24 protein-coding genes are annotated in these 26,999 nt (G+C 68.1%); 18 read left to right on the top strand and 6 right to left on the bottom strand.

The genetic code is table 11. From position 1 onward, the window contains the following. The first annotated feature begins 4 nt into the window (after positions 1 to 4). From purE to AC25Y0_RS06660, 7 genes are all read left to right on the top strand, one after another. Positions 5 to 472, top strand: coding sequence for a 5-(carboxyamino)imidazole ribonucleotide mutase (gene purE, locus AC25Y0_RS06690; RefSeq protein WP_488122291.1), 468 nt, complete (start codon positions 5 to 7; stop codon positions 470 to 472). Then, entirely contained in the window at positions 469 to 1,911 is a 1,443-nt protein-coding gene (locus tag AC25Y0_RS06685) for an LCP family protein (protein WP_488134410.1), read from the top strand. Before purE ends, AC25Y0_RS06685 begins: the two co-directional genes overlap by 4 nt. A 62-nt stretch (positions 1,912 to 1,973) precedes the next feature. After that, a complete protein-coding gene (locus tag AC25Y0_RS06680) occupies positions 1,974 to 3,092 on the top strand; it encodes a glycosyltransferase (RefSeq protein WP_488134409.1) in 1,119 nt (372 codons plus the stop codon). Between the two features lie 96 nt (positions 3,093 to 3,188). After that, on the top strand, positions 3,189 to 5,642 hold the full coding sequence (locus tag AC25Y0_RS06675; protein ID WP_488134408.1) for an FG-GAP repeat domain-containing protein: 2,454 nt from the start codon (positions 3,189 to 3,191) through the stop codon (positions 5,640 to 5,642). A 98-nt stretch (positions 5,643 to 5,740) separates the two neighbouring features. Then, positions 5,741 to 6,649, top strand: a complete 909-nt coding sequence (locus tag AC25Y0_RS06670; RefSeq protein WP_488134407.1) for an ABC transporter permease — start codon at positions 5,741 to 5,743, stop codon at positions 6,647 to 6,649. Continuing rightward, the gene (locus AC25Y0_RS06665) at positions 6,646 to 7,389 is read left to right on the top strand and encodes an ABC transporter ATP-binding protein (RefSeq protein ID WP_488122025.1); all 744 of its coding nucleotides are present in this window, start codon (positions 6,646 to 6,648) and stop codon (positions 7,387 to 7,389) included. The genes AC25Y0_RS06670 and AC25Y0_RS06665 overlap by 4 nt, the downstream gene beginning before the upstream one ends. Next, positions 7,386 to 9,323, top strand: a complete 1,938-nt coding sequence (locus tag AC25Y0_RS06660) for a DUF6541 family protein (protein ID WP_488134406.1) — start codon at positions 7,386 to 7,388, stop codon at positions 9,321 to 9,323. The genes AC25Y0_RS06665 and AC25Y0_RS06660 overlap by 4 nt, the downstream gene beginning before the upstream one ends. On the opposite strand, the gene AC25Y0_RS06655 is transcribed toward AC25Y0_RS06660, so the two are convergent. Together AC25Y0_RS06655 and AC25Y0_RS06650 are read right to left on the bottom strand one after the other, a co-directional pair. Beyond that, a complete protein-coding gene (locus tag AC25Y0_RS06655) occupies positions 9,307 to 9,675 on the bottom strand; it encodes a DUF2304 family protein (protein WP_488122027.1) in 369 nt (122 codons plus the stop codon). The genes AC25Y0_RS06660 and AC25Y0_RS06655 overlap by 17 nt on opposite strands. Before the next feature lie 7 nt (positions 9,676 to 9,682). Further along, positions 9,683 to 10,387, bottom strand: coding sequence for a glycosyltransferase family 2 protein (locus AC25Y0_RS06650; protein ID WP_488122028.1), 705 nt, complete (start codon positions 10,385 to 10,387; stop codon positions 9,683 to 9,685). 70 nt (positions 10,388 to 10,457) lie between these two features. Here AC25Y0_RS06650 and AC25Y0_RS06645 point away from each other — a divergent pair, with 70 nt between their 5' ends. From AC25Y0_RS06645 to AC25Y0_RS06600, 10 genes are all read left to right on the top strand, one after another. After that, on the top strand, positions 10,458 to 11,618 hold the full coding sequence (locus tag AC25Y0_RS06645; protein WP_488122029.1) for a glycosyltransferase family 4 protein: 1,161 nt from the start codon (positions 10,458 to 10,460) through the stop codon (positions 11,616 to 11,618). Between the two features lie 71 nt (positions 11,619 to 11,689). After that, positions 11,690 to 12,298: an acyltransferase gene (locus tag AC25Y0_RS06640; RefSeq protein ID WP_488122030.1), complete on the top strand. Its 609-nt coding sequence runs from the start codon at positions 11,690 to 11,692 to the stop codon at positions 12,296 to 12,298. Continuing rightward, positions 12,295 to 13,392, top strand: coding sequence for a DegT/DnrJ/EryC1/StrS family aminotransferase (locus AC25Y0_RS06635; RefSeq protein WP_488122031.1), 1,098 nt, complete (start codon positions 12,295 to 12,297; stop codon positions 13,390 to 13,392). The genes AC25Y0_RS06640 and AC25Y0_RS06635 overlap by 4 nt, the downstream gene beginning before the upstream one ends. Continuing rightward, entirely contained in the window at positions 13,392 to 14,378 is a 987-nt protein-coding gene (locus AC25Y0_RS06630) for a Gfo/Idh/MocA family oxidoreductase (protein ID WP_488122032.1), read from the top strand. Before AC25Y0_RS06635 ends, AC25Y0_RS06630 begins: the two co-directional genes overlap by 1 nt. A 46-nt stretch (positions 14,379 to 14,424) precedes the next feature. Continuing rightward, entirely contained in the window at positions 14,425 to 16,206 is a 1,782-nt protein-coding gene (locus AC25Y0_RS06625) for an ABC transporter ATP-binding protein (RefSeq protein WP_488122033.1), read from the top strand. Next, positions 16,203 to 17,276: a glycosyltransferase gene (locus AC25Y0_RS06620; protein WP_488122034.1), complete on the top strand. Its 1,074-nt coding sequence runs from the start codon at positions 16,203 to 16,205 to the stop codon at positions 17,274 to 17,276. Before AC25Y0_RS06625 ends, AC25Y0_RS06620 begins: the two co-directional genes overlap by 4 nt. Further along, on the top strand, positions 17,273 to 18,424 hold the full coding sequence (locus tag AC25Y0_RS06615; RefSeq protein ID WP_488122035.1) for a glycosyltransferase family protein: 1,152 nt from the start codon (positions 17,273 to 17,275) through the stop codon (positions 18,422 to 18,424). Before AC25Y0_RS06620 ends, AC25Y0_RS06615 begins: the two co-directional genes overlap by 4 nt. Next, positions 18,421 to 19,545 carry a glycosyltransferase family protein gene (locus AC25Y0_RS06610; protein ID WP_488122036.1) on the top strand — a complete coding sequence of 375 codons (1,125 nt, stop codon included), beginning with the start codon at positions 18,421 to 18,423 and terminating at the stop codon, positions 19,543 to 19,545. Before AC25Y0_RS06615 ends, AC25Y0_RS06610 begins: the two co-directional genes overlap by 4 nt. Positions 19,546 to 19,598: 53 nt before the next feature. After that, positions 19,599 to 20,753: a glycosyltransferase gene (locus tag AC25Y0_RS06605; RefSeq protein ID WP_488122037.1), complete on the top strand. Its 1,155-nt coding sequence runs from the start codon at positions 19,599 to 19,601 to the stop codon at positions 20,751 to 20,753. 22 nt (positions 20,754 to 20,775) lie between these two features. After that, the gene (locus tag AC25Y0_RS06600; RefSeq protein ID WP_488122038.1) at positions 20,776 to 21,852 is read left to right on the top strand and encodes a glycosyltransferase family A protein; all 1,077 of its coding nucleotides are present in this window, start codon (positions 20,776 to 20,778) and stop codon (positions 21,850 to 21,852) included. A gap of 7 nt (positions 21,853 to 21,859) precedes the next feature. Here AC25Y0_RS06600 and AC25Y0_RS06595 read toward each other — a convergent pair whose 3' ends face one another. Next, positions 21,860 to 23,293: a hypothetical protein gene (locus AC25Y0_RS06595; RefSeq protein WP_488122039.1), complete on the bottom strand. Its 1,434-nt coding sequence runs from the start codon at positions 23,291 to 23,293 to the stop codon at positions 21,860 to 21,862. A gap of 82 nt (positions 23,294 to 23,375) precedes the next feature. Here AC25Y0_RS06595 and AC25Y0_RS06590 point away from each other — a divergent pair, with 82 nt between their 5' ends. Next, entirely contained in the window at positions 23,376 to 23,876 is a 501-nt protein-coding gene (locus tag AC25Y0_RS06590) for a GNAT family N-acetyltransferase (protein ID WP_488122040.1), read from the top strand. On the opposite strand, the gene pseI is transcribed toward AC25Y0_RS06590, so the two are convergent. From pseI to pseB, 3 genes are read right to left on the bottom strand one after another with little or no spacing between them, the layout of a single operon-like run. Continuing rightward, positions 23,850 to 24,896, bottom strand: coding sequence for a pseudaminic acid synthase (gene pseI / locus AC25Y0_RS06585; RefSeq protein WP_488122041.1), 1,047 nt, complete (start codon positions 24,894 to 24,896; stop codon positions 23,850 to 23,852). The two genes, AC25Y0_RS06590 and pseI, sit on opposite strands and share 27 nt — an antisense overlap. Continuing rightward, positions 24,893 to 26,017 carry a UDP-4-amino-4,6-dideoxy-N-acetyl-beta-L-altrosamine transaminase gene (pseC, locus tag AC25Y0_RS06580; RefSeq protein ID WP_488134405.1) on the bottom strand — a complete coding sequence of 375 codons (1,125 nt, stop codon included), beginning with the start codon at positions 26,015 to 26,017 and terminating at the stop codon, positions 24,893 to 24,895. The genes pseI and pseC overlap by 4 nt, the downstream gene beginning before the upstream one ends. Beyond that, a complete protein-coding gene (pseB, locus tag AC25Y0_RS06575; RefSeq protein WP_488122043.1) occupies positions 26,018 to 26,998 on the bottom strand; it encodes a UDP-N-acetylglucosamine 4,6-dehydratase (inverting) in 981 nt (326 codons plus the stop codon). It lies immediately after the preceding gene. Between the last annotated feature and the right edge of the window lies 1 nt (position 26,999).

The following is a 26,999-nucleotide window of genomic DNA, read 5'->3' as shown; positions in this document are numbered from 1 at the left end:
CGTCATGGGCTCCGACTCCGATTGGCGCGTCATGAGCGACGCCTCCCAACTGCTCACCGATTTCGGGGTCGCGCACGAGGTCGAAGTCGTCTCGGCCCACCGCACCCCCGACAAGCTCATCCGCTACGGCCGCGAAGCGCGAGCCCGTGGCATCCGGGTCATCATCGCCGGAGCGGGCGGCGCCGCACACCTGCCGGGCATGCTCGCCTCGGTCACCGCGCTTCCCGTCGTCGGTGTCCCCGTGCAGCTCGCGACGCTCGACGGCCTCGACTCGCTCCTCAGCATCGTGCAGATGCCCGCCGGCATCCCGGTGGCGACCGTGTCGATCAACGGTGCGAAGAACGCAGGGCTGCTCGCCGTGCGCATGCTGGGCGTGGCGGATCCTGCGCTCGCAGACGCCGTCGAAGCGTATGCGCGCGACCTCGAGGGGCAGGTCGAAGAGAAGAACCGGCGGCTGAAGGGCTCCCTGTGAGCGTGACGAGTCCGCCGCGACCCGGCGCCGCTGCGCCCCACCGCACCGCGAGGCTCGTCGAGGAACGACCGCTGCGCAACCCGGATCTGCGCTCGCCCGCGTTCATGTCGCGGCGCGGCTGGTGGCTCGTGCTGTGCAACTTCCTGATCCCGGGTTCGGCGCAGGTGCTGGCGGGCAACCGTCGGCTCGGCCGGTTCGGACTCGCCGCGACCGTGGCGCTGTGGGTGGCCGTCGTCGTCACCGCCCTGTGCGCCCTCCTGTGGCAGAGCTTCTTTCTCACGATCGCGACGAACTGGTTCGCGCTGCTCGCGGTGCAGGTCGTGCTCATCGGGTACGCCGTGCTGTGGGTCGTGCTCACGGTCGACACGATCCGGCTCGTGCGGCTGGTCAAGACGGGTGGCTTCGCGCGGTTCGGCATTGCCCTCTTCGCCGTCGTGCTGCTCGTCGTCTCGGGGGGTTCGGCGGCCTATGCCGCCCATATCGCCGGGGTCACGCGCGACACGATCGGCACCATCTTCGGCGAGAGCGGACCGTCGGTCCCGCCCGACGACGGCTACTACAACATCCTCCTTCTCGGCGCCGACAGCGGCGAAGGTCGAGACTCGATGCGCTTCGACAGCATCTCGGTCGTGTCGGTGAACGCCGACACGGGGGCGACGACGATCACCGGCATCCCGCGCGACATGCCGAACTTCCCCTTCGCTCCCGGACCGATGCAAGACAAGTACCCGAACGGGCATGCCAGTCACACCGACCCGAACTGCGGGTGGGGCAGCGGGATCAACCAGCTGCGCACCGAGGTCGAGGTGTGTCAGGACGGCAACGCCCTGTATCCGGATGCCGCGGGCAACGGGTCGGCGCCGGGCATCGAAGCGACGAAGGATGCCGCAGAGGGAATCCTCGGCATCACGATCCCGTACTACGTCTTCATCGACATGCACGGATTCGCGTCGCTCATCGACGCCCTCGGCGGCGTCGAGATCACGGTCGCGGAGCGCCTGCCCAAGGGTGGCGGGCCGGCGTACCCGGGGCAGCCGGTCGAGGAGTGGGCGATCGGCTGGATCGAGCCGGGAACCCAGCACATGGACGGTGACACCGCCCAGTGGTACGCCCGCTCGCGGTACACGACGAGCGACTTCGACCGCATGGAGCGTCAGCGCATCCTGCAGCAGGCGATGCTCGCGCAGTTCACTCCCCAGACCGTGCTGACGCGCTTCCAGGATCTCGCGAACGCGGGTGCCGACATCGTCGAGACCGACCTGCCGCAGTCACTGATCCCGTTCCTCGCCGAGCTCGCGATCAAGGCCCGGGAGCAACCCGTCACCACGATCGAGCTGACGCCCGATCACGGCATCGACGAGTACAACCCCGATTACGCGCACATCCAGCAGCTCGTGCGCACGGCCCTGCACCCGCCCACTCCGACGCCTGCCGAGTAGGCGTTGCGAGACGGCCCGTGCCGTTCCCCGGCAACGGCGGTGCGCGCGGTTAGGCTCATCGCATGGTGGCGACGCTGCGGGTGATGCTCGACCAGATGGTCGCGCCCACGGACCGTGATCTCGCCGAAGCCTCGCGCGAACTCGCCCGTGCGCTCATCGCGGGCACTCCCGATCGCTGCGAGGTCGAGGCCGTCGTTCCGGCGGGCTCGGAGCTCGAAGGGCTGGCGGGTCTGGCGGATGTGCGCCGGCTCGCGCTGCCGCGCCGTGAGCTCGCGACGGCGCTGCAGATGGGCATCGCTGTCGGGATAGGCGGGGGCATGATCCACTCCCCGACGCTCCTGGCTCCGCTCGTGCGTCATGACCGGATGCACGACAACGACCAGACCGTCGTGACGGTGTGGAGTCTGGCCGCGTGGGAGACCCCCGACGAAGTGGGGCGCAGCGCCGCGTCGTGGCAGAAGGCGATGCTCAAGCGCGCCGTCAAGCACGCCGACGCCGTCGTCGTGCCGACCCACTCGCTCGCCGACGACATCCGCCGGATCGCGCCGAAGCTCGGCGACCGTGTCCGCGTCGTCGCGGGCGCGTCGCCTCGCGGGTTCGCCGTGCCGACCGACGATGTGGGCCGCCGTCGCTCACTCGACCTACCGGAAGGCTTCGTGCTGCTCTCGGGCGGACCGAAGCCGTCGTACGCGCTATCGGCGGGTCTCGCCGCTGTTGCCGCATCGGGCGTGGACCTTCCTGTCGTCGTGATCGACGTCGACGAGGGACACGAGCCCGCCGTCGCCGATCTCGCCGCCGCTGCGGGGCTCCCCGAACGCCGGCTGCATGTGCGCGGCGCGCTCGACCCCGCCGACCGCGCGGCTGTGTACGGTGCATCCGTCGCCTTCGTGGCCCCGTCGCGCCGGGCCGCGTTCCCGTGGCGGGTCGTCGACGCACTCACGCTCGGCGTACCGGTCATCGCATCCGACTCGGCCGTTCATCGCGAGGTGATCGTCGATGGCGGCGTGCTCGTCGAAGCGTCCGCCGACGAAGACGGCGAAGCCCTCGGGGCCGCACTCGCCGGGGCTCTGGCCTCGACCGCCGCCGCCGACAGGCTCGCGGTGCTCGCGGGCGACCGGGGCAAGGTCTTCTCGTGGAGCGGGGCGGCCGACAAAGTCTGGGCTCTGCACGCGGACCTCTGACGGGAGCGAGTCGGGAAACGCACGACTCCTCGGCGTGTCGCCCGTCGAAGGTGCGTTCATGTTGTAGTCATCCGTCACATCAGTCACACTGTCCCCATGAGTTTTGAGCGGGGAGCGGGCGCGCCAACGTCCCGGAGAACCATCGCGATCGCGCTGTCCGCAGCCCTCGCACTCGTCGTGAGCCTGCTGGCCGCTGCGCCGGCATCGGCCCAGGCGAGCGCGGTCTCCGTACCTGCGAGCGCCGCCGCGCAGACAGCTCTCGCGGGTATCCGTCCAGCGGCCGACCTGTCGAAGTTCCAGCCCGGCAACATCATCAGCGACGCGGTCTTCTATAACAAGAACACCATGACCGAAGCGCAGATCCAGGCGTTCCTGCAGTCGAAGGTGCCCTCGTGCGTGGCCGGATACACGTGCCTCAAAGACAAGTACGACACGTCGCGCACGACGACCGCCGACGCCATGTGCGGCGCGTACTCGGGAGGCGGCCGTGAGCGTGCGTCCCGCATCATCTACAAGGTCGCGCAAGCCTGCGGCATCAACCCGCAGGTGATCCTCGTCACGCTCCAGAAGGAGCAGGCGCTCGTCACCCACCGTGACCCCAGCGAGTGGCGCTACACGATCGCGATGGGTCAGGGCTGCCCCGACACCGCGGCGTGCGACACGCGCTATTACGGGTTCTTCAACCAGGTGTACGGCGCCGCGTGGCAGCTCAAGCGCTACGGCAACCCGCCCGGAACCAGCAATCACTTCAACTGGTATGCGCCCGGAAAGACCTGGAACGTGCGGTTCCACCCCAACGCATCGTGCGGTTCGACGCCGGTCTACATCCAGAACCAGGCGACGTCGGCGTTGTATTACTACACCCCCTACCAGCCGAACGCGGCGGCGCTGCGGGCCGGTTACGCGGCGGCGAGTGACGCGTGCTCGTCGTACGGAAACCGCAACTTCTACAACTACTTCACCGACTGGTTCGGCTCCACGCAGGGCCTGCCCGCTGCGGCCCTGGTGTCCTTGGACAGCTCCGCTCACGTGACCGCTCTCGGCGCTGACGGCACGATCTGGGCGTACCCGTTCACCGGCACGGGCAAGTGGGGGCCGCGCAAGGCTGTTGCGCAGGACGCCAACGGCATCGCGACTCTGCTCTCGCCGGGTGATTTCGACGGCGACGGACGCCGTGATCTGATCGGGGTGGATGACACCGGCAAGGCGTACCTGTGGCGCGGCGACGGCGGATCGACCTACCGACCGCCGGGATCGATGCTCGTCGATTGGAAGGACGCCGTTCGCATCACCGATGCCGGCGACTTCGACGGCGATGGAATCCCGGACGTCTTCACGACGACGCCGAAGGGCGCGCTCGTGCTGTGGCGCGGAACCGGCGCGGGCACGTTCCGGCAGCCCGTGCAGGTCGGCAACGGATGGAGCGGGATGAACCTGCTCTCCGGCGGTGCTGACCTGTCCGGCGACGGAATTTCCGACCTCATCGCGAGGGACGCCGCGGGCAAACTGTGGCTGTACCGAGGGGACGGCGCCGGCGCTTTCTCCAGCAAGTCGCAGATCGGCAACGGCTGGTCGTCGATGAAGGCGGTCTTCGTTCCCGGCAGCTTCGCCGGCTCCTCGCTTCCGGACCTCTTCGCGGTCAGTGCCACGGGTACCTTGCTCTCCTACACCGGCACCGGCAACGGCGCGATCCGCTCCGGCGGCACGGTCGGCAAGGGCTGGGGCGGGATGGCGGCCGTGCTGGGGAACGGAAAGGCTTCGGCTGTGCTGCGCACCCACCAGGGCGGGGCAGGCGACCTCAATGGTGACGGAGCGCGAGACCTGCTCGCGCTGACCGCCAGCGGCGATCTGCGGTCCTACCAGGGCAACGGCGTCGGTGGGTGGGCCGGCACATCCACGGTCGCCACCGGCTGGTCAGCCACCGACCGTCTCGTGACGCTGGGTGACTTCACCGGCGACGGTGAACCCGACATCGGTCGGATCGATTCGCGCGGCGTCTTCACGATGCTCCCGAGCACGGCGTCCGGCAAGCGGGGCGCGGCGATCGTCATCGGGAACGGGTGGGCGTCGATGACGCACGTCGTCGGCGGTCTCGACTTCGACGGTGATGGTGCGCTGGATGTGCTCGCCGTGGACGGCTCCGGGCGGATGAGTCTCTACCGCGGTGACGGTCGTGGCGGATGGAAGGACGAAAACAGGCCCGTCGTCGGCACCGGCTGGCAGATCAACGACCTGCTTTTCACCCCCGGCGATTGGGACGGAGACGGTGCGCCGGATCTTCTCGCTCGGCGTGCGGACGGCGGATCGCTGTGGCTCTACCCGTTGAGCGGCAACTCGACGTTCCTCGATCCGCGAAGCATCGGCAACGGGTGGTCGGTCATGCAGGGGCTGACGAGCCCCGGGCAGTTCGACGGCCGCGGAGGCGCGGACATCATCGCGTACGGCTCGGACGGCAAACTGTATCTGTACGGCGGCGACGGCAAGGGCGGCTGGCTCGGGTCGCGTGCCCAGCTCGGCGCAGGCTGGGCGGGGATGGCGCGTATCGGATGACCGAGCGGTGCCTGCGATCAGGGGATCATCGAAGAGAACACGTACACTGAACAGGTTTGGAGCGGGGACCCGCCTCTCTCCGGCTGAAGGTCCGATCTGTGAGCGATAGTCCCGATTTGTTCTCCGCTGTGCCGCGGTCCGAATTCGCTGTCCCCGGACGCAGCCGCGGCCTGACGGACATCTTCCGTTGGCATTACCTGCTGCGCCTCCTGGTGCGCACCGGTGTGACCACCCGTTATCGCAACAGTGTGCTCGGGTGGACTTGGTCCTACGTGAGGCCGGCAGCTCAGTTCCTCGTCTTCTTCGTCGTGCTCGGGCTGTTCCTGAACCTCGACAAGGGCGTCCCGAACTACGCGATCTATCTCTTCAGCGGCATCGTCGTCATCAATCTCTTCAGCGAGGGATTCAAGAACGCCACGACGTCGATCGTGAACAACGCCCCGCTGGTGCGAAAGGTCTTCCTCCCGCGCCAGCTGTTCGCGGTGTCATCGCTCTTCGTCGCGTTCGTCCATTTCCTTCCCCAGGTCGGGCTGCTGCTGGTCGTCTGTATCTTCTTCGGCTGGATCACTCAGATCTCCATCCTGAGCATCCTGGCGATCCTGGCCGGGACGCTCTTGATCATGTTGTTCGCGCTCGGGCTCGGCCTGTTCTTCGGTGCGATCAACGTGCGCTTCCGTGACGCCGAGAACATCGTCGAACTCATGCTGCTCCTCGCGACGTGGGCATCGCCGGTGCTGTATTTCTGGACGATGGTGAGCGAGGTCCTTCCCGACTGGCTCATGCGCGTCTACATGCTCAACCCGATCACGCAGGCTGTCGAGCTCTACCACTTCGCCTTCTGGCGCCCCATCACCGAGCGCAGCCACCCGGAGGCCATGAGCACTCTGCCCGTGCCGCCGGATCTCGTGACGAACTCGCTGTGGACATTCCTCATCGCCCTCGTGGCACTCGTGATCGGTCAGGCGGTCTTCCGCCGGCTCGAGGGAAGGTTTGCGCAGGATCTATGAGTACGCCTACCGCACCGCTGTCGCGACCCAGCATCATCGCCCGCGATGTCCGCAAGACCTTCCTCCTGAACCACGCCTTCTCGCTCAAGGACACCATCGTCGCGTGGGTCCGCCGGCGTAAGACGACGAGTGTCTTCGAGGCGCTCAAGGGCGTCGACCTCGTCATCGAGGAGGGGGAGTCGGTCGCCATCCTCGGGCTGAACGGCTCGGGCAAATCCACCCTGCTCAAACTCATCTCGGGCGTCATGCAGCCCGACGGCGGTGAGGTCCTCACGCGTGGTCGCGTAGCCGGGCTCATCGAGGTCGGTGCGGGCTTCCACCCCGAGCTCTCGGGCCGGGAGAACGTCTTCCTCAACGCGGCGATCCTCGGGATGAGCCGCAAAGAGATCGAAGCGCGCTACGACGACATCGTCGCGTTCAGTGAGATCGAGCAGTTCATCGACCAAGAGGTCAAGCACTACTCATCCGGCATGTTCATGCGGCTCGCGTTCTCGGTCGCGATCCATGTCGAGCTCGACGTCCTCCTCGTCGACGAGATCCTCTCGGTCGGCGACGCCCCGTTCCGCGAGAAGTGCCGGCTTCGTTTCCAGGAGCTGATCGCGGCACGCAAGACTCTCGTCGTGGTGAGCCACGACATGGAGATGGTTCGCGAACTCTGCGTGCGCGGAGTCGTGCTCAACAAGGGACAAGTCCTCTACGACGGCCCGGTTGAGGGTGCGATCGCTCTCGTCGACTCATGATCGGCGAATGGCTCGTCCAGACGCCCGCCCTGCTCGTCGCGGTCGGCGTCTTCTTCGTGCCGGGCCTTGCCGTGGTGGCCGCGCTCCGGCTGCGCGGCCTCGCCCTCGTCGCGCTCGCGCCCGCCGCGAGCACAGTCGTGCTCAGCGCACTTGCGATCGTCTTCGGAGCGCTCGGCATCGCCTGGGCGCCGTTGACGATCGTCCTCGGAGTCCTGGCGGTCGTCGTCGTGGTGTGGGTCGCCGCGATCGCCCTGGGGCCTCGACGCGCTGTCGCTTCGTCGGGTTCGCGGGCACTCCTCTGGGTGGGGCTGTCCGTCGGGGCCGTCCTCGGGGCGGCGCGGGTCGGGTTGTACATCGGCGACCCCATCGCGATCTCGCAGTCGAACGACGCCGTCTTCCACCTGAGCGTGCTGCGGTGGATCCTCGAGACCGGAACGGCTTCGTCGTTCGATCTCACCGGCGTCGTGGACGCCGGCGGTTTCTACCCCGGCGCGTGGCATGCGGTCACGTCGTCCGTCGCGCTGCTGTCGGGTGCGGACGTCCCCGTCGCGGTGAACGCCGTGACGATGGTCACCGCCGTCGTGGTGTGGCCGGTCGGGATCGCGTGGCTCGTCCGACTGGCGACGTCGTCCCAGGTCACCGCAGCGGTCTCCGCGGCGCTGTCGCCGGCACTGCTCACGTTCCCGATGCTCATGGTGCAGTGGGGCGTCCTCTACCCGAACCTGCTCAGCGTCGCGCTGCTCCCCGGGGCTGCGGCCGCCGTGATCGCGGTGCCGGGGTGGATCTCCGGCCGCGGCCCCGTCGATGCTGGTGGCCGTGGTGCCGTGCTGTCCGCCGCTGTTCTGGTCGGAGTGCTCGGCGCCGTCGCGCTCGCCCAGCCGGCGACCCTGCTGGCCTGGCTGATTCTGGCGGTCGCCTTCGCCACGGGCTGGGCGCTGCCCCGGGCTCTTCGCGCACACGGGCGGCGGCGTGCTCTGTTCTGGACCGGCCTCGCGGCGGTGTGGATCCTCGCCGCGGTCGTCTGGTTCATGCTCACCCGCTCGACGACGGGGTCGCACTGGCCTCCGTTCCGGGGCAAGGTCGCAGCCGTCGTCGATGTCGTGTTCAACGGACAGGTCATGCTCCCGTTCGGCATCGTGGTGAGTGTCCTCGCGATCATCGGCCTCGTCATCGCCGTGCGCCGTCCGCAGCTGCGGTGGCTCGCGGCCTCCTGGCTCGTCTTCGGCGGGTTGTACATCGTCGCGGCGTCGATCGGGCAGCCGTTCCTGCGCCAGTGGCTTCTGGGCGCCTGGTACGCCGACCCGTACCGTCTCGCGGCGCTCGCGCCCGTCGTCGTCATCCCGCTCGCGGCGATCGGTCTCGTGGCGGCGGTCACGTGGATCGCCGGACGCCTGCGCAGACCGCGTCTCGTCGGCGGGGTCGCCGTCGGTGCCGCGTCGGTGATCGTGCTCGTCGGCCTGGTGGCTGCGCCTGTCGTGCTGATGCCGAAGGTCATCGAGAACGAATGGGACGAGGAGTCGCGGTACGAGATCGGGAGCGACACCTGGCTGTCCTCGGACGAGCGCGAACTCCTGGAGAGGCTTCCCGAGCATGTGCCCGAGGGCTCCCGCGTCATCGGAAACCCCTCGACAGGGACAGGCTTCGGCTACGTCATGAGCGGTGTGGACGTCTATCCGCGGACGTGGTCACATCCGCGCAATCCGACGTGGAGCACGATTCAGACCGGTCTGCGAGATGCCGGAACCGACGACGCCGTGTGCGACGCGCTCGAGATCCTCGGCAGCCCCGAGTTCGTCCTCGACTTCGGTGAGGGTGAGGCGACTCCGGGCCGGTTCGTCCTGCCGGGAATGACCGATTTCGAGGGGCAGCCCGGATTCGAACTCGTCGATAGCCAGGGCGACGCGTCGCTGTGGCGGATCACTGCCTGCCGATAGGTTCCTCAGCGGTGCCGGATCCTTCGGCTCGTTCGGCCTCGATCAGGGCGATTCGACGCGCGAGAAGCGTCACCTGTCGCTGCGTCGCGAGGTTACGGCGGTGCTGAGTGTAGATGAAGGCGAAGAAGGCGAGGACGAGCGCGTACAGCAGCAGGTCGGTGCCGCGTCCCACACCCACGAAGTTTGCGACCCACGAGAGCCACTGCGGAAACAGGATCGACAGGATCGCCGCAACGACGAAGAGCCCCATGAGCATGCGCCGAATCGCAAGGTGGCTGTCGGCACCCGTGCGACGCATGAGCAACCCGCCGAGCACGACGACACCGGCGATGAGCAGCAGCTGAATCCACATACGAGCCCTACTTGATGATCAGGTCGACCAGGATGTTGACGGAGTTGAGCACACTCTGTCCCTTGGCCTTCGAGTAGTCGGTGTAGAGCAGTTCGACGGGGTGCTCACGCCACGGCAGCCCCGTCCGGCCGATCTGCAGCACGATCTCGGTGGCGTGGGCCATGCGGTCCTGGTTCAAGTGGATCTGCGCAGCGGCATCGCGCCGCAGGACCCGGAGGCCGTTGTGCGCGTCCGAGAGACGCAGTCCCGTCGACATGTTCGTCACCCAGACGGCGGTCTTCAGGATGACCTTCTTCATGACGCCGGGATTGGTGCGGTCATCGAGGAATCGGGAGCCGAAGATGATCGCCGCGCCGTGCGCGCGGGCGTCGGCCACCATGGCGACGGCGTCTTGGACCCGGTGCTGACCGTCGGCGTCGAACGTGACGATGTACTGGCAGGACGCATGAGAGAGCGCGTATTCGATCCCCGTCTGAAGCGCGGCTCCCTGCCCGAGGTTGATGGGATGCCGCACGACGACCGCGCCCGCTTGTTCGGCATTGCGCACCGAATCGTCGGTGGAGCCGTCATCGACACACACGATGTGGGCGAAATGCGGACGCAGGCCGCTGATGACGTCCGCGATGACGGATGCCTCGTTGAAAAGCGGGATCACGACCCACGTTTCCGGATCGGGCGACACGGGAACGCCCGGCTCGACGGAAGAAGTCATGGCCTCCATTCTGTCAGAGCCACCCGCGGCGCCCTTGCCGATCGGATGCCTCGCCTAGGATCGTCACGTCATGCGGATCACTCTCGTCACCCGGATCTTCCTGCCGGAACCGTCCGCGGCCAGTCAGCGTCTTGCCGCGCTGGCCGGTGCGCTCGCCGAGCGGGGCGACCAGGTGACCGTGCTCACGAGCACGCCACCGCGTGTGCGCAGGGCGGACCCGTCGCCTACGGGCTACCGCATCCGACGCTGGCCGGTCCTGCGCGATCGTGCCGGGTATGTCCGCGGCTACCTGCCCTATCTCAGCTTCGATGTTCCGGCGCTGTTCCGCGTGCTCTTCTCGCGCCGCGCAGACGTCGTCATCGTCGAACCGCCACCCACGACCGGGATGGCGGTGCGGATCGCCTGCGCGCTGCGGCGCACGCCCTACGTCTACTACGCGGCCGACGTCCTCTCGCTCGCGGCGGCATCGACGGGCGCACCCGGGGTGGTGCTGCGCGTCGTGCGGTGGCTCGAGTCCCACGCCCTGCGCGGTGCGGCCCACGTCGTCGCGGTATCCGACGGGGTGGCTCACGCCGTGCGCGAACTCGCACCGACCGCCCGGGTATCCGTCGTCGGCCACGGGGTCGATCCGGAGTCGTTCCGGGCTGACGTCGTTCCACAGCAGCCCGAGGTCGATGCCGCGTACGTCGGCACCGCGAGCGAATGGCACGGTGCCGGAGTGTTCGCGGCGGCGCTGAAGGCTCTGGATGCACGCGGTGTGCGGCCGCGGGTCGCATTCGTCGGGCAGGGGAGCGACTGGGAAGAGCTCGCGACAGAGCTCGCGGATCTGCCGCATGTCACTTTCGGTCCGCCCGTCGATGCAGAGTCGGCCGCCCGACGCCTCCGGGGGGCGCGCGTCGCGCTCGCTTCCCTTCGACCGCACATCGGCTATGACTTCGCGGTGCCCACCAAGATGTACTCCGCGCTCGCCGTGGGTACCCCCGTCGTGCTGTCGGCACCCGCGAGCCTGGGGGCGGTCGTCGAGAACGCCGATCTTGGGTGGGCGTGTGATGAGTCTCCCGCCGCTGTCGCGGACGCCATCGAAGAGGCCGTGGCATCCGAGCCGTCCCCGGACCGGCGGGCTGAGATCGCCGAGTGGGCGGTCGCGAACGTCTCGGCGACGGCCGTCGCCGGCCGTGTGATCGACGCGATCGACGAGGCCGCGGCCCGCGGGCGCCGACGCACAGGGTGAGAACCGGCTCGGCGAGTAGACTTCATGCAGTACCGGCGGCCCCGAGTTCGCCGCGGGTAGGAGCTTTCACTGTGACCGAACAAGACGCCGTCCGAATCGTCGATTCGGCTGATGTCTCTGCCGACGCGCGGATCGGTGCGGGCACGTCCATCTGGCACCTCGCGCAAGTGCGCGAGAACGCACAGCTCGGTCGCAAATGCGTCATCGGCCGCGGCGCGTACATCGGTGCGGGTGTGACGATGGGCGACAACTGCAAGGTGCAGAACTACGCCCTCGTCTATGAGCCCGCGCGCCTGGCGGACGGTGTCTTCATCGGACCGGCCGTCGTGCTGACCAACGACACGTACCCGCGCGCGATCACCCCGGACGGGGCGCTCAAGAGCGCGGACGACTGGGAGCCGGTCGGCGTCACGATCGAACGCGGCGCGTCGATCGGTGCGCGCGCGATCTGCGTGGCTCCGGTCACGATCGGTGCGTGGTCGACGGTCGCCGCCGGAGCCGTGGTGGTCAAGGACGTCCCCGCCTTCGCGCTCGTCGCGGGTGTCCCCGCGCGCAGGATCGGCTGGGTCGGCCGAGCCGGAGTGCCGCTCGTCGAGAGCGGCGATGGAGCCTGGGTCTGCCCGTCATCGGGAGATCGATACAAAGAGATTGACGGAATTCTTCACGAGGAGGTCGTATGACCGAGTTCATCCCGCCCGCCAAGCCCATCATCGGCGACGACGAGCGAGAGGCCGTCGACCGCGTCCTTCGTTCGGGAATGGTCGCACAGGGGCCCGAGGTCGCCGCGTTCGAAGAGGAGTTCTCCCAGCACTTCCTCGCGGGGCGCCCCGCCGTCGCGGTGAACTCCGGCACGTCCGGCCTCCACCTGGGTCTGCTTGCCGCAGGGGTCGGAGCGGGGGATGAAGTCATCGTGCCGTCGTTCACCTTCGCCGCGACCGGCAACTCCGTCGCGTTGACCGGAGCGACTCCGGTCTTCGTCGACATCGAACCGGACACCTTCTCGCTCGACCCTGTGGCCGTTGAAGCCGCCATCACGGACAAGACCCGTGGCGTGCTGCCGGTGCACCTGTACGGTCACCCCGCTCGCATGCGTGAGCTGGAAGAGCTGACGTCGCGCCGCGGTATCGCCCTGTATGAAGACGCAGCGCAGGCTCACGGTGCATCGCTCGACGGCCGTCAGGTGGGGACGTTCGGCGAGTTCGCGATGTTCTCGCTCTATCCGACCAAGAACATGACAAGCGGCGAGGGCGGAATGGTCTCCGCCGCGACGCCGGAGATCGCCCGCATGCTCAAGCTCCTGCGCAACCAGGGCATGGAGAAGCAGTACGAGAACGAGGTCGTCGGCTTCAACGCCCGGATGACCGACATCCACGCCGCAATCGGTCGGGTGCAACTGACCAAGGTCGACAGCTGGACGGCGACCCGTCGCAGCAATGCGGCGTTCCTCGATGCCAACCTGCGCGGCGTGATCATTCCCCCCGTCGCCGAGGGTGCCGTGCACGTCTACCACCAGTACACGGTGCGCGTTCCCGAAGATCGTGACGGCTTCGTGCGCGCCCTTCGCGAGGAGCACAACGTCGGCAGCGGGGTGTACTACCCCATCCCGAACCACCGGCTCCCATCGCTCGCACACTTCGCGCCGGGTCTCGACCTTCCCGAGACCGAGCGAGCTGCGCGCGAGGTCGTCTCGCTGCCCGTCCACCCGTCGCTCTCGCAGGACGACCTCGATCGCATCGTCGCGGCGGTCAACGCCGTCGCAGGGGCAGGCGCCTGATGGCCGTGCTGCGGGCAGGGCTCCTCGGCGTCGGGATGATGGGACGCCACCACGCGCGGGTGCTGCGTGAACTCGACGGCGTCGAACTCGTCGCGATCGCCGACCCCGGCGGTGATCCCCACGGCGTCGCAGGTTCACTCGAGGTGCTGCCCGATATCGAAGCGCTGATCGCGGCGGGGATCGACATCGCCGTCGTCGCGGTGCCGACGCGGTTCCATGAGGATGCGGCGCTCAAGCTCGCCGCCGCCGGTGTGCATACCCTGGTCGAGAAGCCGATAGCGGATTCCATCGACGCAGGACAGCGCATGGTCGACGCGTTCGCGGACGCGGGGCTGGTCGGTGCCGTCGGCCACATCGAGCGCTTCAACCCCGCGCTTCAGGAGATGCGTCGGCGGATCGAAGCGGGTGACCTCGGCGCCGTCTACCAGATCCAGACTCGTCGCCAGGGGCCCTTCCCCGCACGCATCGCCGATGTCGGAGTCGCGAAGGATCTCGCCTCGCACGACGTCGACCTCACCGCATGGGTCGCCCAGAGCGACTACGCGACACTCTTCGCGCAGACGACGTTCAAGAGCGGGCGCGAGTACGAAGACATGATCACCATCACCGGACGGCTCGAGTCCGGGGTCATCGTCAATCATCTCGTCAACTGGCTCAGCCCCATGAAGGAGCGGCTCACCGTCGTGACGGGCGAGAAGGGCGCGTTCGCCGCCGACACGTCCACGGGCGACCTCACCTTCTTCGCCAACGGCACGGTCCCGTTGGAATGGGAATCGATGGCCGCCTTCCGTGGGGTGTCCGAAGGAGACGTCACGCGCTACGCGTTCGCCAAGCGCGAGCCTCTCCGGGTGGAGCACGAAGCCTTCCGCGACGCGGTGCTCGGCAAGCCGAGTGACGTCGTCACGATGGCTCAAGGTCAGCGGACCCTCGTCGTCGTCGAGGCCGCTCTGGAATCAGCGAGGACGAACACCGCGGCGGTGCTCTGATGCTCGCATCCCCTGCTCCCTTGTCGCGGTTCGGGCGGATCACGTCGTGAAGCGCGTCATCGAGACCCTCCGCGCGCTCCTTCCGCACCTCCCGGCGGGCGCACGGCGGTTCATGGTCGTGTACATCGTCCTGACGTCGGCGCTCGCGGTGCTGGACATCGCCGCGCTGATGCTCCTGGCGGTCGCGTTCAGCTCGATGATGCAGGGCAGCGGAATCACCCTCCCGGTCATCGGCAAGATCGAGCAGGACGGCGCCATCGGGCTGCTCGTCATCGTCTGCGTGCTGATCGTCTTGAAGTCGGCCCTCGCCACGTGGCTGCAGTGGGTCGCCACGCGCCGCTTCGCGAGGTACGAACTCGAGATCGGCGCGACGCTGTTCAACGTCTACATCCGTGCACCGTGGACGGAGCGCCTCCGTCGCAACACGGCGCAGCTCGTGCGCATGGCGGATGTCGGCATCGCGTCGGTGATCGGCGGATTCCTGGTGCCGCTCAGCATGATCCCCGCGTTGGTCACGACCTTCGTCGCCGTGCTCGTGGCTCTGCTCATCAGCCAGCCGTTCATCGCTCTCGTGACGCTCGCCTACCTCGGCATCATCGCGACAGTGCTGTTCTTCCTCGTGACCAGGCGGGCGACCATCGCCGGACGCGTCAACCGCGACTACTCCTTCCGCGTCGCAGCGCTGATGTCCGACATGGTCGGCGCCCTGAAAGAGATCACCCTTCGCGGTTCTGCGGCATCCGTCGCCTCTGTCGTGCATGAGAACCGAGCCCGCGCCGTACGGGCGCGCGCGAACCTCAGCTTCCTCGGCGCTGTTCCTCGCTACGTCTACGACGCAGCCCTGGTGGGCGGTTTCCTGCTCATCGGGGGCGTCGCATGGGCGATCGGCGGGCCGGCTCAGGCATTCTCATCGGTCGCGCTCTTCGGTGTCGCAGGGTTCCGCATCGTGCCGTCGCTGACCGGGTTCCAATCGATCCTGACGCAGTCTCAGTCGAGCATCCCGGTCGTCACGGCGGTCCTCAAGGACATCGTCGCCGCTGAGGCGACGAGGGACGACACCGCGGGCACCCGGCCGCTCGTGGGAGACCCGGTCACGCTCCAGCTGCAGGGCGTCGGGTTCACCTACCCGTCGGGCGGCGCCCCCGCCGTCCACGACGTCGACATGACGATCCCGATGGGCTCGAGCGTCGGCCTGGTCGGCTCGTCGGGTGCCGGCAAATCGACACTCGTCGACATCATCCTGGGCCTTCTCGTGCCGACCGAGGGTTCGGTGACCATCGACGGTCAGCCCCTTCCCGACGTGCTGGCCGCCTGGCGCTCGCGCGTGGGATACGTGCCGCAAGAGGTGTCGCTCTTCACCGGCACCGTCGCGCAGAACGTCGCTCTGACCTGGGGCGATGACTACGACGAGGCCAAGGTGCGGCGCGCGCTCGAACGCGCTCAGCTGCTCGACGTCATCGAGGCGCGCAAGGGCGGCATCCACGCGCAGATCGGTGACCGGGGGATGTCGCTGTCGGGCGGGCAGCGCCAACGGCTGGGCATCGCCCGGGCGCTGTACGGCGAGCCTCTCGTGCTGGTCATGGACGAAGCGACGAGCGCGCTCGACACCAAGACCGAGTCCGCCGTCGCGCACGCGATCCGGCAGCTGCACGGTGAAGTGACGGTGATCGCGATCGCCCACCGGCTCTCGACGATCCGCGACAGCGATCAGGTCTGCTTCATGCGGGACGGCACGATCGTGGCCCACGGCAAATTCGACGATGTCGTTCGGGCAGACCCGGACTTCGCCGAGCAGGCGATGCTCGCGGGGCTCGGGGTCACCGAGTGAGCACGGCGCCCGTCGTCGACGTCGTCATCGCGGTGCACGACCCGCGTCGGCGCGTGGATCGTGCCGTCGAATCCCTCATCGGCGCAGGCACGCGTGTGCGCGTGACGGTGGTCTGTCACGGCATCCCGGCAGACGCCGTGACACCACGTGTGCCGGCTGCGGACAATGTCCGCGTGGTCGAGTTCGCCGACGGGATCCCGTCGCCCTCCGGGCCCTTCAACCACGGGCTGCGGCTGGCGACGGCACCGTACGTCATGATCATGGGGTCGGACGACTTCACCGAACCCGGTGCTCTCGACACGTGGATCGACTCGGTGCAGGCGACGGGTGCAGACATCCTCCTCGCCCCTTTGCGCTACCAGAACGGCGCGCTCCTTGCCAACCCGCTCGCACGCCCCTGGCGACGGCTCAGACTCGACGCGGTGCGGGATCGGCTCTTCCACCGCACGGCACCACTCGGGCTCATCCGCCGCGACCTCGTGCCCGATGACGGACCGCTCTCGGAAGGCATGCCCGTCGGCGGCGACCTCGCCTGGAGCAGCGCCCTGTGGACGTCGGGCCGGGTCATCTCGTTCGATCGGACGCAGCCTGCGTACGTCATCGGTGCGGATGCCGACGAACGCGTGACGACGAGCCCGCGGGATATGCGCACCGTGCTCGCCCCCGTCGACCGCCTGCTGCAGAGCTCGTGGGCCGCGAAGCAACCCGCACACGTGCGGGCGTCGCTCGTGGCGAAGCTGGTGCGGGTCAACATCCTCGGTGCTCTGCACGCGCGGCCCGCCGCGGATTCCTGGCCGGCGGATGCGCGGGCGTCACTGGCGGACACGATCGGATCTCTCGCGGCATATTCCGCGCGCGGGTTCGAGGATCTTCCGCGCGGTGACCGCGCGCTGCTGGACGTCGCCGCGTCGTCGTCATCGACGGCGCGGGATCTGGAGAAGGCGATCGCACGCCGCCGCACCGCGGGGCGGATCGACCAGCTCGTGCCGCGCAGGATCACGCGGGTGTTCGGAAGGGAGAGCGTATTGCGCAGGTACGCACGCTACGCGATCGACAGGAGCCCACGATGACGACGGAATCCGCCAAACCGAGCCTGTTGATCCTCTCGTTCTCGCCGCTGGAGTCGGATGCGCGGGTACTGAAGCAGATCGAGCTCTTCCGTGATCGATACGCCGTCACCACGTGCGGCATCGGCGAGTTCGAGCGGGAAGGCATCGACCACATCCGCATTCCCGACGGCCTCGCCGCACGTGAGCTGGAAGGGAAGCTGATCACGCTTCGTCAGTACCGTGCCGCGTACTGGCGCATCCCCGCCGTGCGCTGGGCGGCGAAAGCGCTGCGCGGCCGGCGGTTCGACGTCATCCTGGCCAACGACGTCGAGGCGGTCCCGCTCGCGCTCCGGCAGCGCCCCACGTTCGGTGTCCACGCCGACCTGCACGAGTACAGCCCGAGGCTGCACGAGCAGAACGAAGCATGGATGCGCCTGATCAAGCCGTTCTGGGATTGGGTGTGCCGGCGTTACGTCAGCCGGGCCTCATCATGGAGCACGGTCAGCGGGGGCCTCGCCCGCCAGTATGAGATCGATTTCGGCTTCGCGCCCGTGGTCGTCACCAACGCGACGCCCTATCGCGACGTCGAACCGCGTCCTGTTCACGCTCCGATCCGGCTCGTCCACTCGGGCGTGTGCCTGCGGAACAGGGATCTGCTGGAGACGATCCGAGGGGTCCAGAAGTCGTCTGCGGACTGCACTCTCGACCTGTACCTCATGCCCAATGACCCCGTCCATCTGGAAGAGCTGCGGGCGGCGGCCGACGAGGTTCCCGGCCGCGTCCGAGTCAATGCGCCGGTCCCGTACAGCGAGCTCGTGACGGTGCTGCAGGACTACGACATGGGCATCTTCATCCTGCCTCCGAATTCATTCAGCCACGAGTGGGCGCTGCCGAACAAGCTGTTCGACTTCGTGCAAGCGCGGCTGGGGATCGTCGTGGGTCCTTCCCCGGAGATGGCCGACTACGTTCGGCGGTACGGATTGGGCCTGGTGACCGACGGCTTCGACGTCGACGACATCAGCCGGGCGCTCGATGGGCTCACGCCCGAGGCGGTCGCCGATTTCAAGCGGGCTGCGCAGGAGTCGGCGCGGGAACTCGGCGCAGAAGTGCAGATGCAGATCTGGGACCGGCTCATCGGCGACCTCGTTGAACGGGGCGAACGCCGATGAGGAAGACAATGCTCATCCTGTCGTTCTCGCCGATCTCCTCGGATGCGCGGGTGCTGAAGCAGATCGAACTCTTCCGCGACGACTGGGACGTCGTGACGTTCGGCTACGGTCCAGCCCCCGACGGCGTCGTCCGTCACGTGCGACTGCCCGACGACCGCGTGTACTGGCGGTACGACCGGTTGGCCCTGGTCGCACGCCTCTACCGACGTGGGTACTGGCATAACCCGGCTGTCGCCTATGCGCGAAAGGCCCTCGTGGGCGAGACCTTCGACGTGGTGATCGCGAACGACATCGATACCGTCCCACTGGCCCTCGCTCTGGCCCCCCGGATCGGCGTGCACGCGGATCTCCACGAGTATGCGCCGCGTCAGAAGGAAGACAATCAGCGGTGGCGACTCTTCGTCGCACCGTTCATCCGTTGGATCTGCAGACGTCACCTTCCGCGAGTCGCGTCCATCACCACCGTCGCCAACGGCATCGCGGCCGAATACCGACGGTGCTTCGGCGTGGACGTGGAGGTCGTGACCAACTCCGCCCCATATGCACGGATCGAGCCGACGCCCGTCGATGATCCCATCCGGCTCGTCCACAGCGGCGCATGTCTACCGGACCGCGGAATCGAGCAGCTCGTCGCGGCCGTGATCGAGGCTCGAACGGAGGTTTCGCTCGACCTCTACCTCATGCCGAACGACCCGCCACTTCTCGAGAGCATTCGCGCCATCGCCGACAGCAATCCGCGGATCACGCTTCACCCACCCGTGCCTTATGCGCAGTTGGTCGAGACACTGAACCGATACGACGTCGGAGTGCACGTGCTTCCGCCCGTCAATTTCAACAACGCCTGGGCGTTGCCGAACAAGATCTTCGACTACGTGCAAGCGCGTCTGGGAGTCATCGTGGGTCCCTCCCCTGAGATGGAAGCGCTCGTGAGAGAGCGTGGGATCGGAGCAGTCGCCGATGATTTCACGACGGCAGCACTGACTCGCGTGCTCGACGACGTGGACAGGGAGACCGTCGCCGGCTGGAAATCAGCTTCGGATGCGGCCGCGTTCGATCTCTCGGCGGGCGCGCAGGTCGAAGTCTGGCGGCGCGCGATCGAGAGAATCGCCGGGGAGGCCTAGGAATGGCTCTTCCCGCTGGTCTCGGTGCCCTCGCGGTCCGCGCGGCTCGGAGGATGCCCGAGCCCATGCTGATGCGGGTTCTGCCGGGGCGGCTGGGGTTCGAGCCCGCAGCCACGGTGCGCGGCCCGGAACCCGCGGAAACCGGCACGAGACTCTTCATCGGTCCCGTCAACTTCGCCGGACAGGGCTGGCAGTGGGCGCGCGCGGCAGAGCAGCATCTCGACGAAGTCTCCGCCGTGTCGATGGCGTACAGCGCCGGCACGGGGTTCCGTTTTCCGGTGGACCAGAATGTGCCGGCATCCACGTATCTGATGTCACGGCGTTGGCAGCGACGCCAGCGTGCGGATGTCTCCGCCCGGTTCACGCATGTCATCGTCGAGGCCGGGCGCCATCTGTTCGGCGACGTCTATCACGAGTCCGTGGCCGACGAGATCCGCTGGCTCCAAGCGCGAGGGCTCCGGGTGGCGATGCTGACGCACGGCAGCGACATGCGCTCGCCCGAGCTGCACGCTCGCACGCACGAGTTCTCTCCGTTCGTCACGGGGGAGTGGGCGATGACGCCGCGCTTGATCGAAGAGACGGCGCGCAACCGTGCGCTTCTCGATGACGTGAAGGTCCCCGCGTTCGCCTCGACGCCGGGGATGCTCATCGACGTGCCGGAGGGTCGGTGGCTTCCCGTCGTGATCGAGACCCAGCGCTGGAAGACGGAGCGCGCGCCCCACGCTGAGGTGCCCCTCGTGGTCCACGCCCCGAGCAATCCGTGGATCAAGGGCACCGCCATGGTGGAACCGGTGCTGCACAAGCTCGCCGCCGAGGGGGTGATCCGCTACGAGCGGGTCGAGGGGGTCCCCGCGGCAGAGATGCCCGCCCGGTTCCAACGCGCCGACGTCGTCCTGGACCAGGTGCGGGTCGGTGACTACGGGGTTGCGGCCTGCGAGGCGATGGCGGCGGGTCGCATCGTCGTGGGCAACGTCGACGATCAGGTGCGCGACCACGTGCGACGGACGACGGGTCGCGAGCTGCCGGTCGTGCAAGCGGATCCGCGCACCCTCGAAGACGTCTTGCGGGACATCGCCGGTCATCCCGAAGCGCTCCAGGGCGTGGCCACCGCCGGTATCGATTTTGTCTCGGCGGTCCACGACGGGCGCATGTCCGCAGAGGTGCTGGCTGACTTCCTGGGGGCGGACCCGAAGCCGGCGCGGCCCTGACGCCGATTGGTAGGCTCGTCGGGTGCCGGAGCCGGATGTCGACCACATCATCGCGGTCCACGACCTGCGCCGCCCCATAGAGCGCGCCGTGGGCTCGGTGCTCGACGGCACGCGAAGTTCCGTCCGCGTGACGGTCGTCTGCCACAACCTCCCCGTGGCCGATGTCTCGACGGCGCTCGGCCGGTATGCCGACGACGACCGGCTGCGGCTCCTGGGCCTCGACGACGGCATCCCCAGCCCGTCGGGACCCTTCAACCTCGGCCTCGAGCAGTCGACGGCACGGTTCACGTCGATCATGGGCTCTGACGATGAACTCTCGCCCGGAGCGATCGACTCCTGGCTCGCCCTCGCAGACGACACGGATGCTGACGTCGTCATCCCCCGCGTATCGGTGGTCGGGCGCGGTCCGACGCTGACGCCGCCCGTGCGCGTCGGACGCCGGCGGGCATTGCAGGGCGTCGCGGACCGGCTTGCGTATCGGTCGGCGCCGCTCGGTCTGGTCTCGCGGCCGCGCTTCGGGGATCTGCGCTTTCCCGCCGGGGTCGCGTCCGGCGAAGACGTGGAGTACAGCACCCGACTGTGGTTCTCGGGCGCGAACATCTCCTTCGACCGACGCGGTCCGGCCTACCTCGTTCACGAAGATGCGCCCACGCGTGTGACCACCGCTCGCAAGCCCGTCGCCGCTGACGTGGCTTTTCTCGACGGCCTGCTCACGAGCGCGACGTTCGCTGGGCTGTCGGCGGCGCAGCGCGACGCGTTGATCACGAAGATTCTGCGCAACAACGTGATCCAGTGGGTCTTGGCCAGGCCTGAAGCCGCCCTCTGGAGTGACGACGATCTGCGTGTCCTCGGCGAGACCGTGCGTCGTTGTGCTGCGATCGCTCCGCGGGCGTTCCATCCGCTGTCTCGCACCGATCGGGAGATCCTCGACTCGTTCACCAGCGCGCCACCTCAGCTCTCACGCGCGTTGACGTTGCTGCCTCACCGCACCGCGCTCAAACCGCGCAACCTCGCGCCGCGTGATGTTCGTTTCCTGTTCGCACGCGAAGCGCCCGTTCGCTTCGGCCTCGCGTCGCGGCTGCTTGCCCGAGGGAGCTGACCCGTGATCAGGTCGCGGCGAACCGGCAGAACGACGCGACGGATCCCGATTGCCAGACCGCCTCGGTGAGCGCAGCCTCGAGGGCATCCGGCTCGGACTGGATACGAGCGGCAGCCTGGGCGGCGTCTGAGAGGTCGGACGCGATGCGCAGCGGAAACACGCTGGCATCGGCGTAGTGCTCGGCGAGCACGGAGTCGACGACCGCCACGTGGCTGCCGTAGGCCAGCGCTTCGAAGAGCATCGTGCTGGAGAACCCGACGACGGCTCGGCTGGTTGCCAGCGCTGCTGAGGCATCAGCGCTCAGATCGAGTTCGATCCGAGGACGCTCGAGCGCCGTCGCGTGCCGCTGCGCGGCGCTCGCGCGCTCCACGGGGTGCGGCCGCAGCGCTACCGTCCAGTCAGTGGGCAGAGCGTCATGCAGTGCGATGAGCGTACGATCCACGAGGACATGCTCGAAGTTGCTCGAGACGAAGAGGACCCGTTTGGGTCGCTCGTTCCACGATGTCGTGGCGAGGACGGCGGGGTCGAGCGAGGGCTTGCCCACGGGAATGAACCGCCCCGGGAACCGGATGGTCCGGCCCCACATCTCGCCATAGCCGAGGAGCGCGTCCGGCAGGCATTTCTCCAGGTCGTCGCGGTGCATCGCGGCGCCGAAGTTGTACGCAGCATGACTGCTGCCGATCCAGCCGTGCTGCAGTTCGGCGACCTCGATGCCCCGCTCGTGGGCGAGCATGATCTCGCTCGCCCGGGTGCCGTACGAGGCGGTCTGCATGTAGATCCGTCGCGGCCGCACGCGATCGAGCAACCGGCCGAACTCCCAGCGCGCATGGGGGGCCCGATCCGCCCGGCCGAGCACGTCGGCGATGGCGCGCTCGCGTCCCGAGTCGGTCACAGGGTGGTCCAGCGCCGCGAAGGCCGCGCGGAGGGCGGCTTCGAGGCGTGCGCGTTCCTGGGCAGGCAGGGGCCGAGCCCGTGTCGCGCGCGTCGTACGCTCGATGGCACGTGCATAGGAGTAGGTGCGCGGGTTCGCGGGGCGGGTGTCGCTCTGGCTGAGCCGGTCGACATACGCATCCTGCACGACGACGGCGTCGGTCCCGAGCGCACGGGCGAAATCGTCGCTCAGCCAATTGTGGAAGCCCTCGGGCCCGGGCACCCTCGTCCATCCGGAGACGACGAACAGGTGGTCAGCATGCGGCGCCCGTCGAGACGACCAGGGGTTCGGCAACGCCTGGCGCGCCGTTGTGAGGACCCGCTGCCGAAGCGGCCGGAGCGGTTGCGGGGGCAGTGTCGTGCCGATGTCTGTCTCGGCGAGTGCACGCGAGACCGGCCAGCGCGCGAGCGGCCACAGGGGGAGGTCGATCCCCGAGATCCGCTCGAACAGCGCATCGGGTGCGGCGTCCTCGAGGTCGAGGAGCGCACGCATCCCGGCGGTCTCAGCCACAGCGGTCTCCTTCGCGCGGGAAGAGGGCAACGGCTCAGTTTACCCGCGCGAGGGCGTCGACACGGCTCGCTACGCTGTCCTGATGAGTCATTCCGCACGGCGCGTACGGCTCCGCGCTGCCGCGGCGGCGGATGCGGAGATGCTGCTGGCGTGGCGCAACGACCCGCTGACACGCCGGATGTCGCTGCAGACCGACGCGGTGTCTCCCGCGGATCACATCCCGTGGCTCGAGGCGAGCCTTGCGTCGCCGCGTCGGGAGATCGTCATCGGGGAGGACGCCGAGACCGGGCTGCCGATCGGCACATGTCGCTTCGATGTCGACGAGGATTCGCCCACGGCCGAGGTCAGCATCACCGTGGCCCCGAGCGCGCGCGGTCGCGGATTCGCCAAAGCGCTCTTGAGCGGGGCGATCGATCGTTTCGCGCGAGACCACGCCGACATCGTGACGCTCACCGCGATCATCCGGCCCGCGAACGCAGCATCCGTTCAGCTTTTCGAGGCCGCCGGATTCTCTCGCGTCCACGAGGGCAGCGAGGCGGACACCTATTCGCGGCCGTCAGGCGCCGGCGAGCAGGTCCCATGACAGCGGTGTGCCGAGTGCGGCATCCGCGCTGAAACGGCGACCGAGAACCGTCGGGAGGTGGACAGGGGCGAGGCCGCCCGCCGGACGGACCGAGCGGACGTTGGCCTCTGTCACGACGTCACCGGCGCGCACGTCGGCGCTCACCCACAGCGAGGGGCGCAGGCGCAGCGATTCCGCCTCTGCCGCTGTCGACCACGCGCTCGCCGATCCCAGCGCGGCGACGGCGGCGCGAGATTCCGTGACGAGCATCCTCAGTTCGTCCGGCTCGAGCGAGAAGGCACTGTCGACGCCGACGTCTGCGCGTGAGAGCGTGACGTGCTTCTCGATCACGCGTGCGCCCAGCGCAGCGGCTGCGACGGATACCCCGATACCGAGAGTGTGGTCGGAGAGCCCGACCTTCACGCCGAACAGGTCGCGCATCGCGGCCATACGGCGAAGGTGCGCGTCCTCTGCGCGGGCAGGATACGAACTCGTGCAGGCGAGGAGCGTCAGGTCGTCACCGCCCGCCGAGCGCGCGGCATCGACCGCTGCGGCGACCTCTTCGATCGTGGCGGTGCCCACCGACATGATGACGGGCTTGCCGGTCGCCGCGATCCGCGCGATGAGCGGCAGATCGACGATCTCGAGCGAGGCGACCTTGTAGAGCGGAGTGTCGAGGCTCTCGAGGAAGTCGACCGCAGACTCGTCGAAGGGGGTGCTGAAGGGCACGAGTCCCAGTTCGCGAGCGAGGGTGAAGATCGGCTCGTGCCACTCGTAAGGCGTGTGCGCTTCGGTGTAGAGGTCGTACAGCGTGCGGGAGCCCCACAAGGCGTGGCCCTCTGAGACCCGGAAGGCGGGGGTGTCGACGTCGAGGGTGATCGTGTCGGCGGTGTACGTCTGGATCTTCACGGCCTGAGCGCCGGTCGTCGCGACAGCGCGGACGATGTCGAGCGCCCTGTCGAGAGAACCGTTGTGGTTGCCGGAGATCTCGGCGACGACGAGCGGAGGGTGGTCGCCGGTGTCGGGAATGAGCGGGGTCATGCGATCACCTCACGCAGGGCATCGATGACGCGGCTCTGGTCGTCATCGGACAGCGCCGCGAACATGGGCAGCGATATCTCTTCGCGGTAGTACTGCTCGGCGACGGGGCACATTCCGCGCTGATAGCCGAGATCCTCGAAAACAGGATGCCAGTACACGGGGACGTAGTTCACCTGCACCAGGATGCCGCGTGCGTGCAGTTCCTCGAAGATGCGACGACGGTCAGCGGCCGGCACGCGAAGCGGGTAGAGGTGCCACATCGGGTCGGCGCCGCTCCGGCGAGTCGGGAGGGTCAGTCCGAGATCGGCGAGCTCGGTCGAGTAGCGGTCGAAGATCGCCGAGCGACGGGCCTTGAACATCGCCAAGCGTCGAAGCTGACTCGTGCCGAGCGCGGCGAGCACATCGGGAAGACGGTAGTTCAGGCCGAGCGAGTGGACTTCCTGGTGCCAGGGGCCTTCGTCGCGGTGGCGCTGCAGCGCGCGGTCACGGACGAGACCGTGGGTGCGGAAGGCGCGCGCGCGATCAGTGAGAGAGACGTCGCCAGAGGCGACGGCGCCGCCCTCGGCTGTCGTCAGGTTCTTGGTGGGGAAGAAGGAGAACGTCGTGAGGTCCGCGAGCGAGCCGACGGGGCGACCGTCGAGGGTCGAGCCGATCGAATGCGCCGCGTCTTCGAGAAGGAGAGCGCCGGCGTCATGAGCGATGCGTCGCAGGGCGTCGGCGTCGATCGGATGCCCCGCATAGTCGACGCCCGCCACGACGCGCGTCGTGGGTGTGATCGCCGCTGCGACGGCGTCGGGATCGATGTTGCCCGTATCGGGTTCGACATCGGCGAACTCGATACGAGCCCCCAGCTGAGCGGCGGTCGCGGCGGTCGCGACGAACGTCAGCGGCGTCGTCAGAACGACGTCTCCCTCTCCGACGCCGGCCGCAGCGTAGGCAGCATGCAGCGCGGCGGTCCCCGACGAGACCGCGACGGCGTGCGCGGTGCCGGCTGCGTCTGCGACGGCCTGCTCGAACTCGCTGACGGCGGGGCCGGTCGTCAGCCAATCGCTGCGCAGAGCCGCCATGACCGCCTCGATGTCGGACTCATCGATCCACTGGCGCCCGTACGGGACGGCCATTCAGCTCATCCCGTCCACGAGTTCGCGGATCTCCTCCACCGAGAGCCACTGGTCGTTGCTGTCCGAGCGATAGGCGAACCCATCGGCGACCGGTTCGCCTTCGGGCTTGATGAAACCCCAGTCAGCGATCGTGGGCAGAACGATGTAGCGGTCTCCGGCGAGGATCGTGCGACGGCTGTCGTCCGCCGAGATCATCTCTTCGTGAAGTTTCTCTCCCGGCCGGATTCCGACGTCGTGGCGAGGTGCGCCCGGCGCGACAGCCTCGGCGATGTCGAGGATCCGCGTGCTGGGGATGCGCGGCACGTAGAGCTCACCGCCGTTCATCTGGTCGAAGGAATCCACGACGAACTGCACCGCCTGAGGCAGCGTGATCCAGAAGCGGGTCATCCGCTCATCCGTGATGGGCAGCGATTCGCCTCGCTCGGCGAGTCCGCGGAAGAACGGGACGACGGATCCCCGTGAACCCATGACGTTCCCGTACCGGACGACCGAGAAGCGCGTTTCGTAGCCGGCCGCGTAGTGATTGCCGGATTGGAAGAGCTTGTCGGCGGCGAGCTTGGTCGCACCGTAGAGGTTGAGGGGGCTCGAGGCCTTGTCGGTCGAGAGCGCGACGACCTTCTTCACGCCGGCGTCGATCGAGGCCTCGATGACGTTCTGCGAACCGATGATGTTCGTTCGGACGAATTCGAACGGGTTGTACTCGGCCGTGTCGACCTGCTTGAGGGCGGCAGCGTGCACCACGTAGTCGACGCCGTGCATCGCACGGCGCAGCCGGTGCTCGTCGCGGATGTCGCCGATGAACCACCGCAGTCGGGGGTCGTCTCCGAGCAGCAGACGGGTCTCGTACTGCTTCAGTTCGTCACGTGAATAGATGACGATCCGGCGAGGATCGAAGTCTGTCAGGATGCGACGGATGAACGCCTTGCCGAACGAGCCGGTGCCGCCGGTGACCAGGATCGACGAACCATTGAGGATGGACATC

The sequence above is a fragment of the Microbacterium sp. Y547 genome (assembly GCF_057669785.1).
The sequence above is the reverse complement of the archived record's forward strand: the minus strand, read 5'-3'. Positions and strand labels throughout refer to the sequence as shown.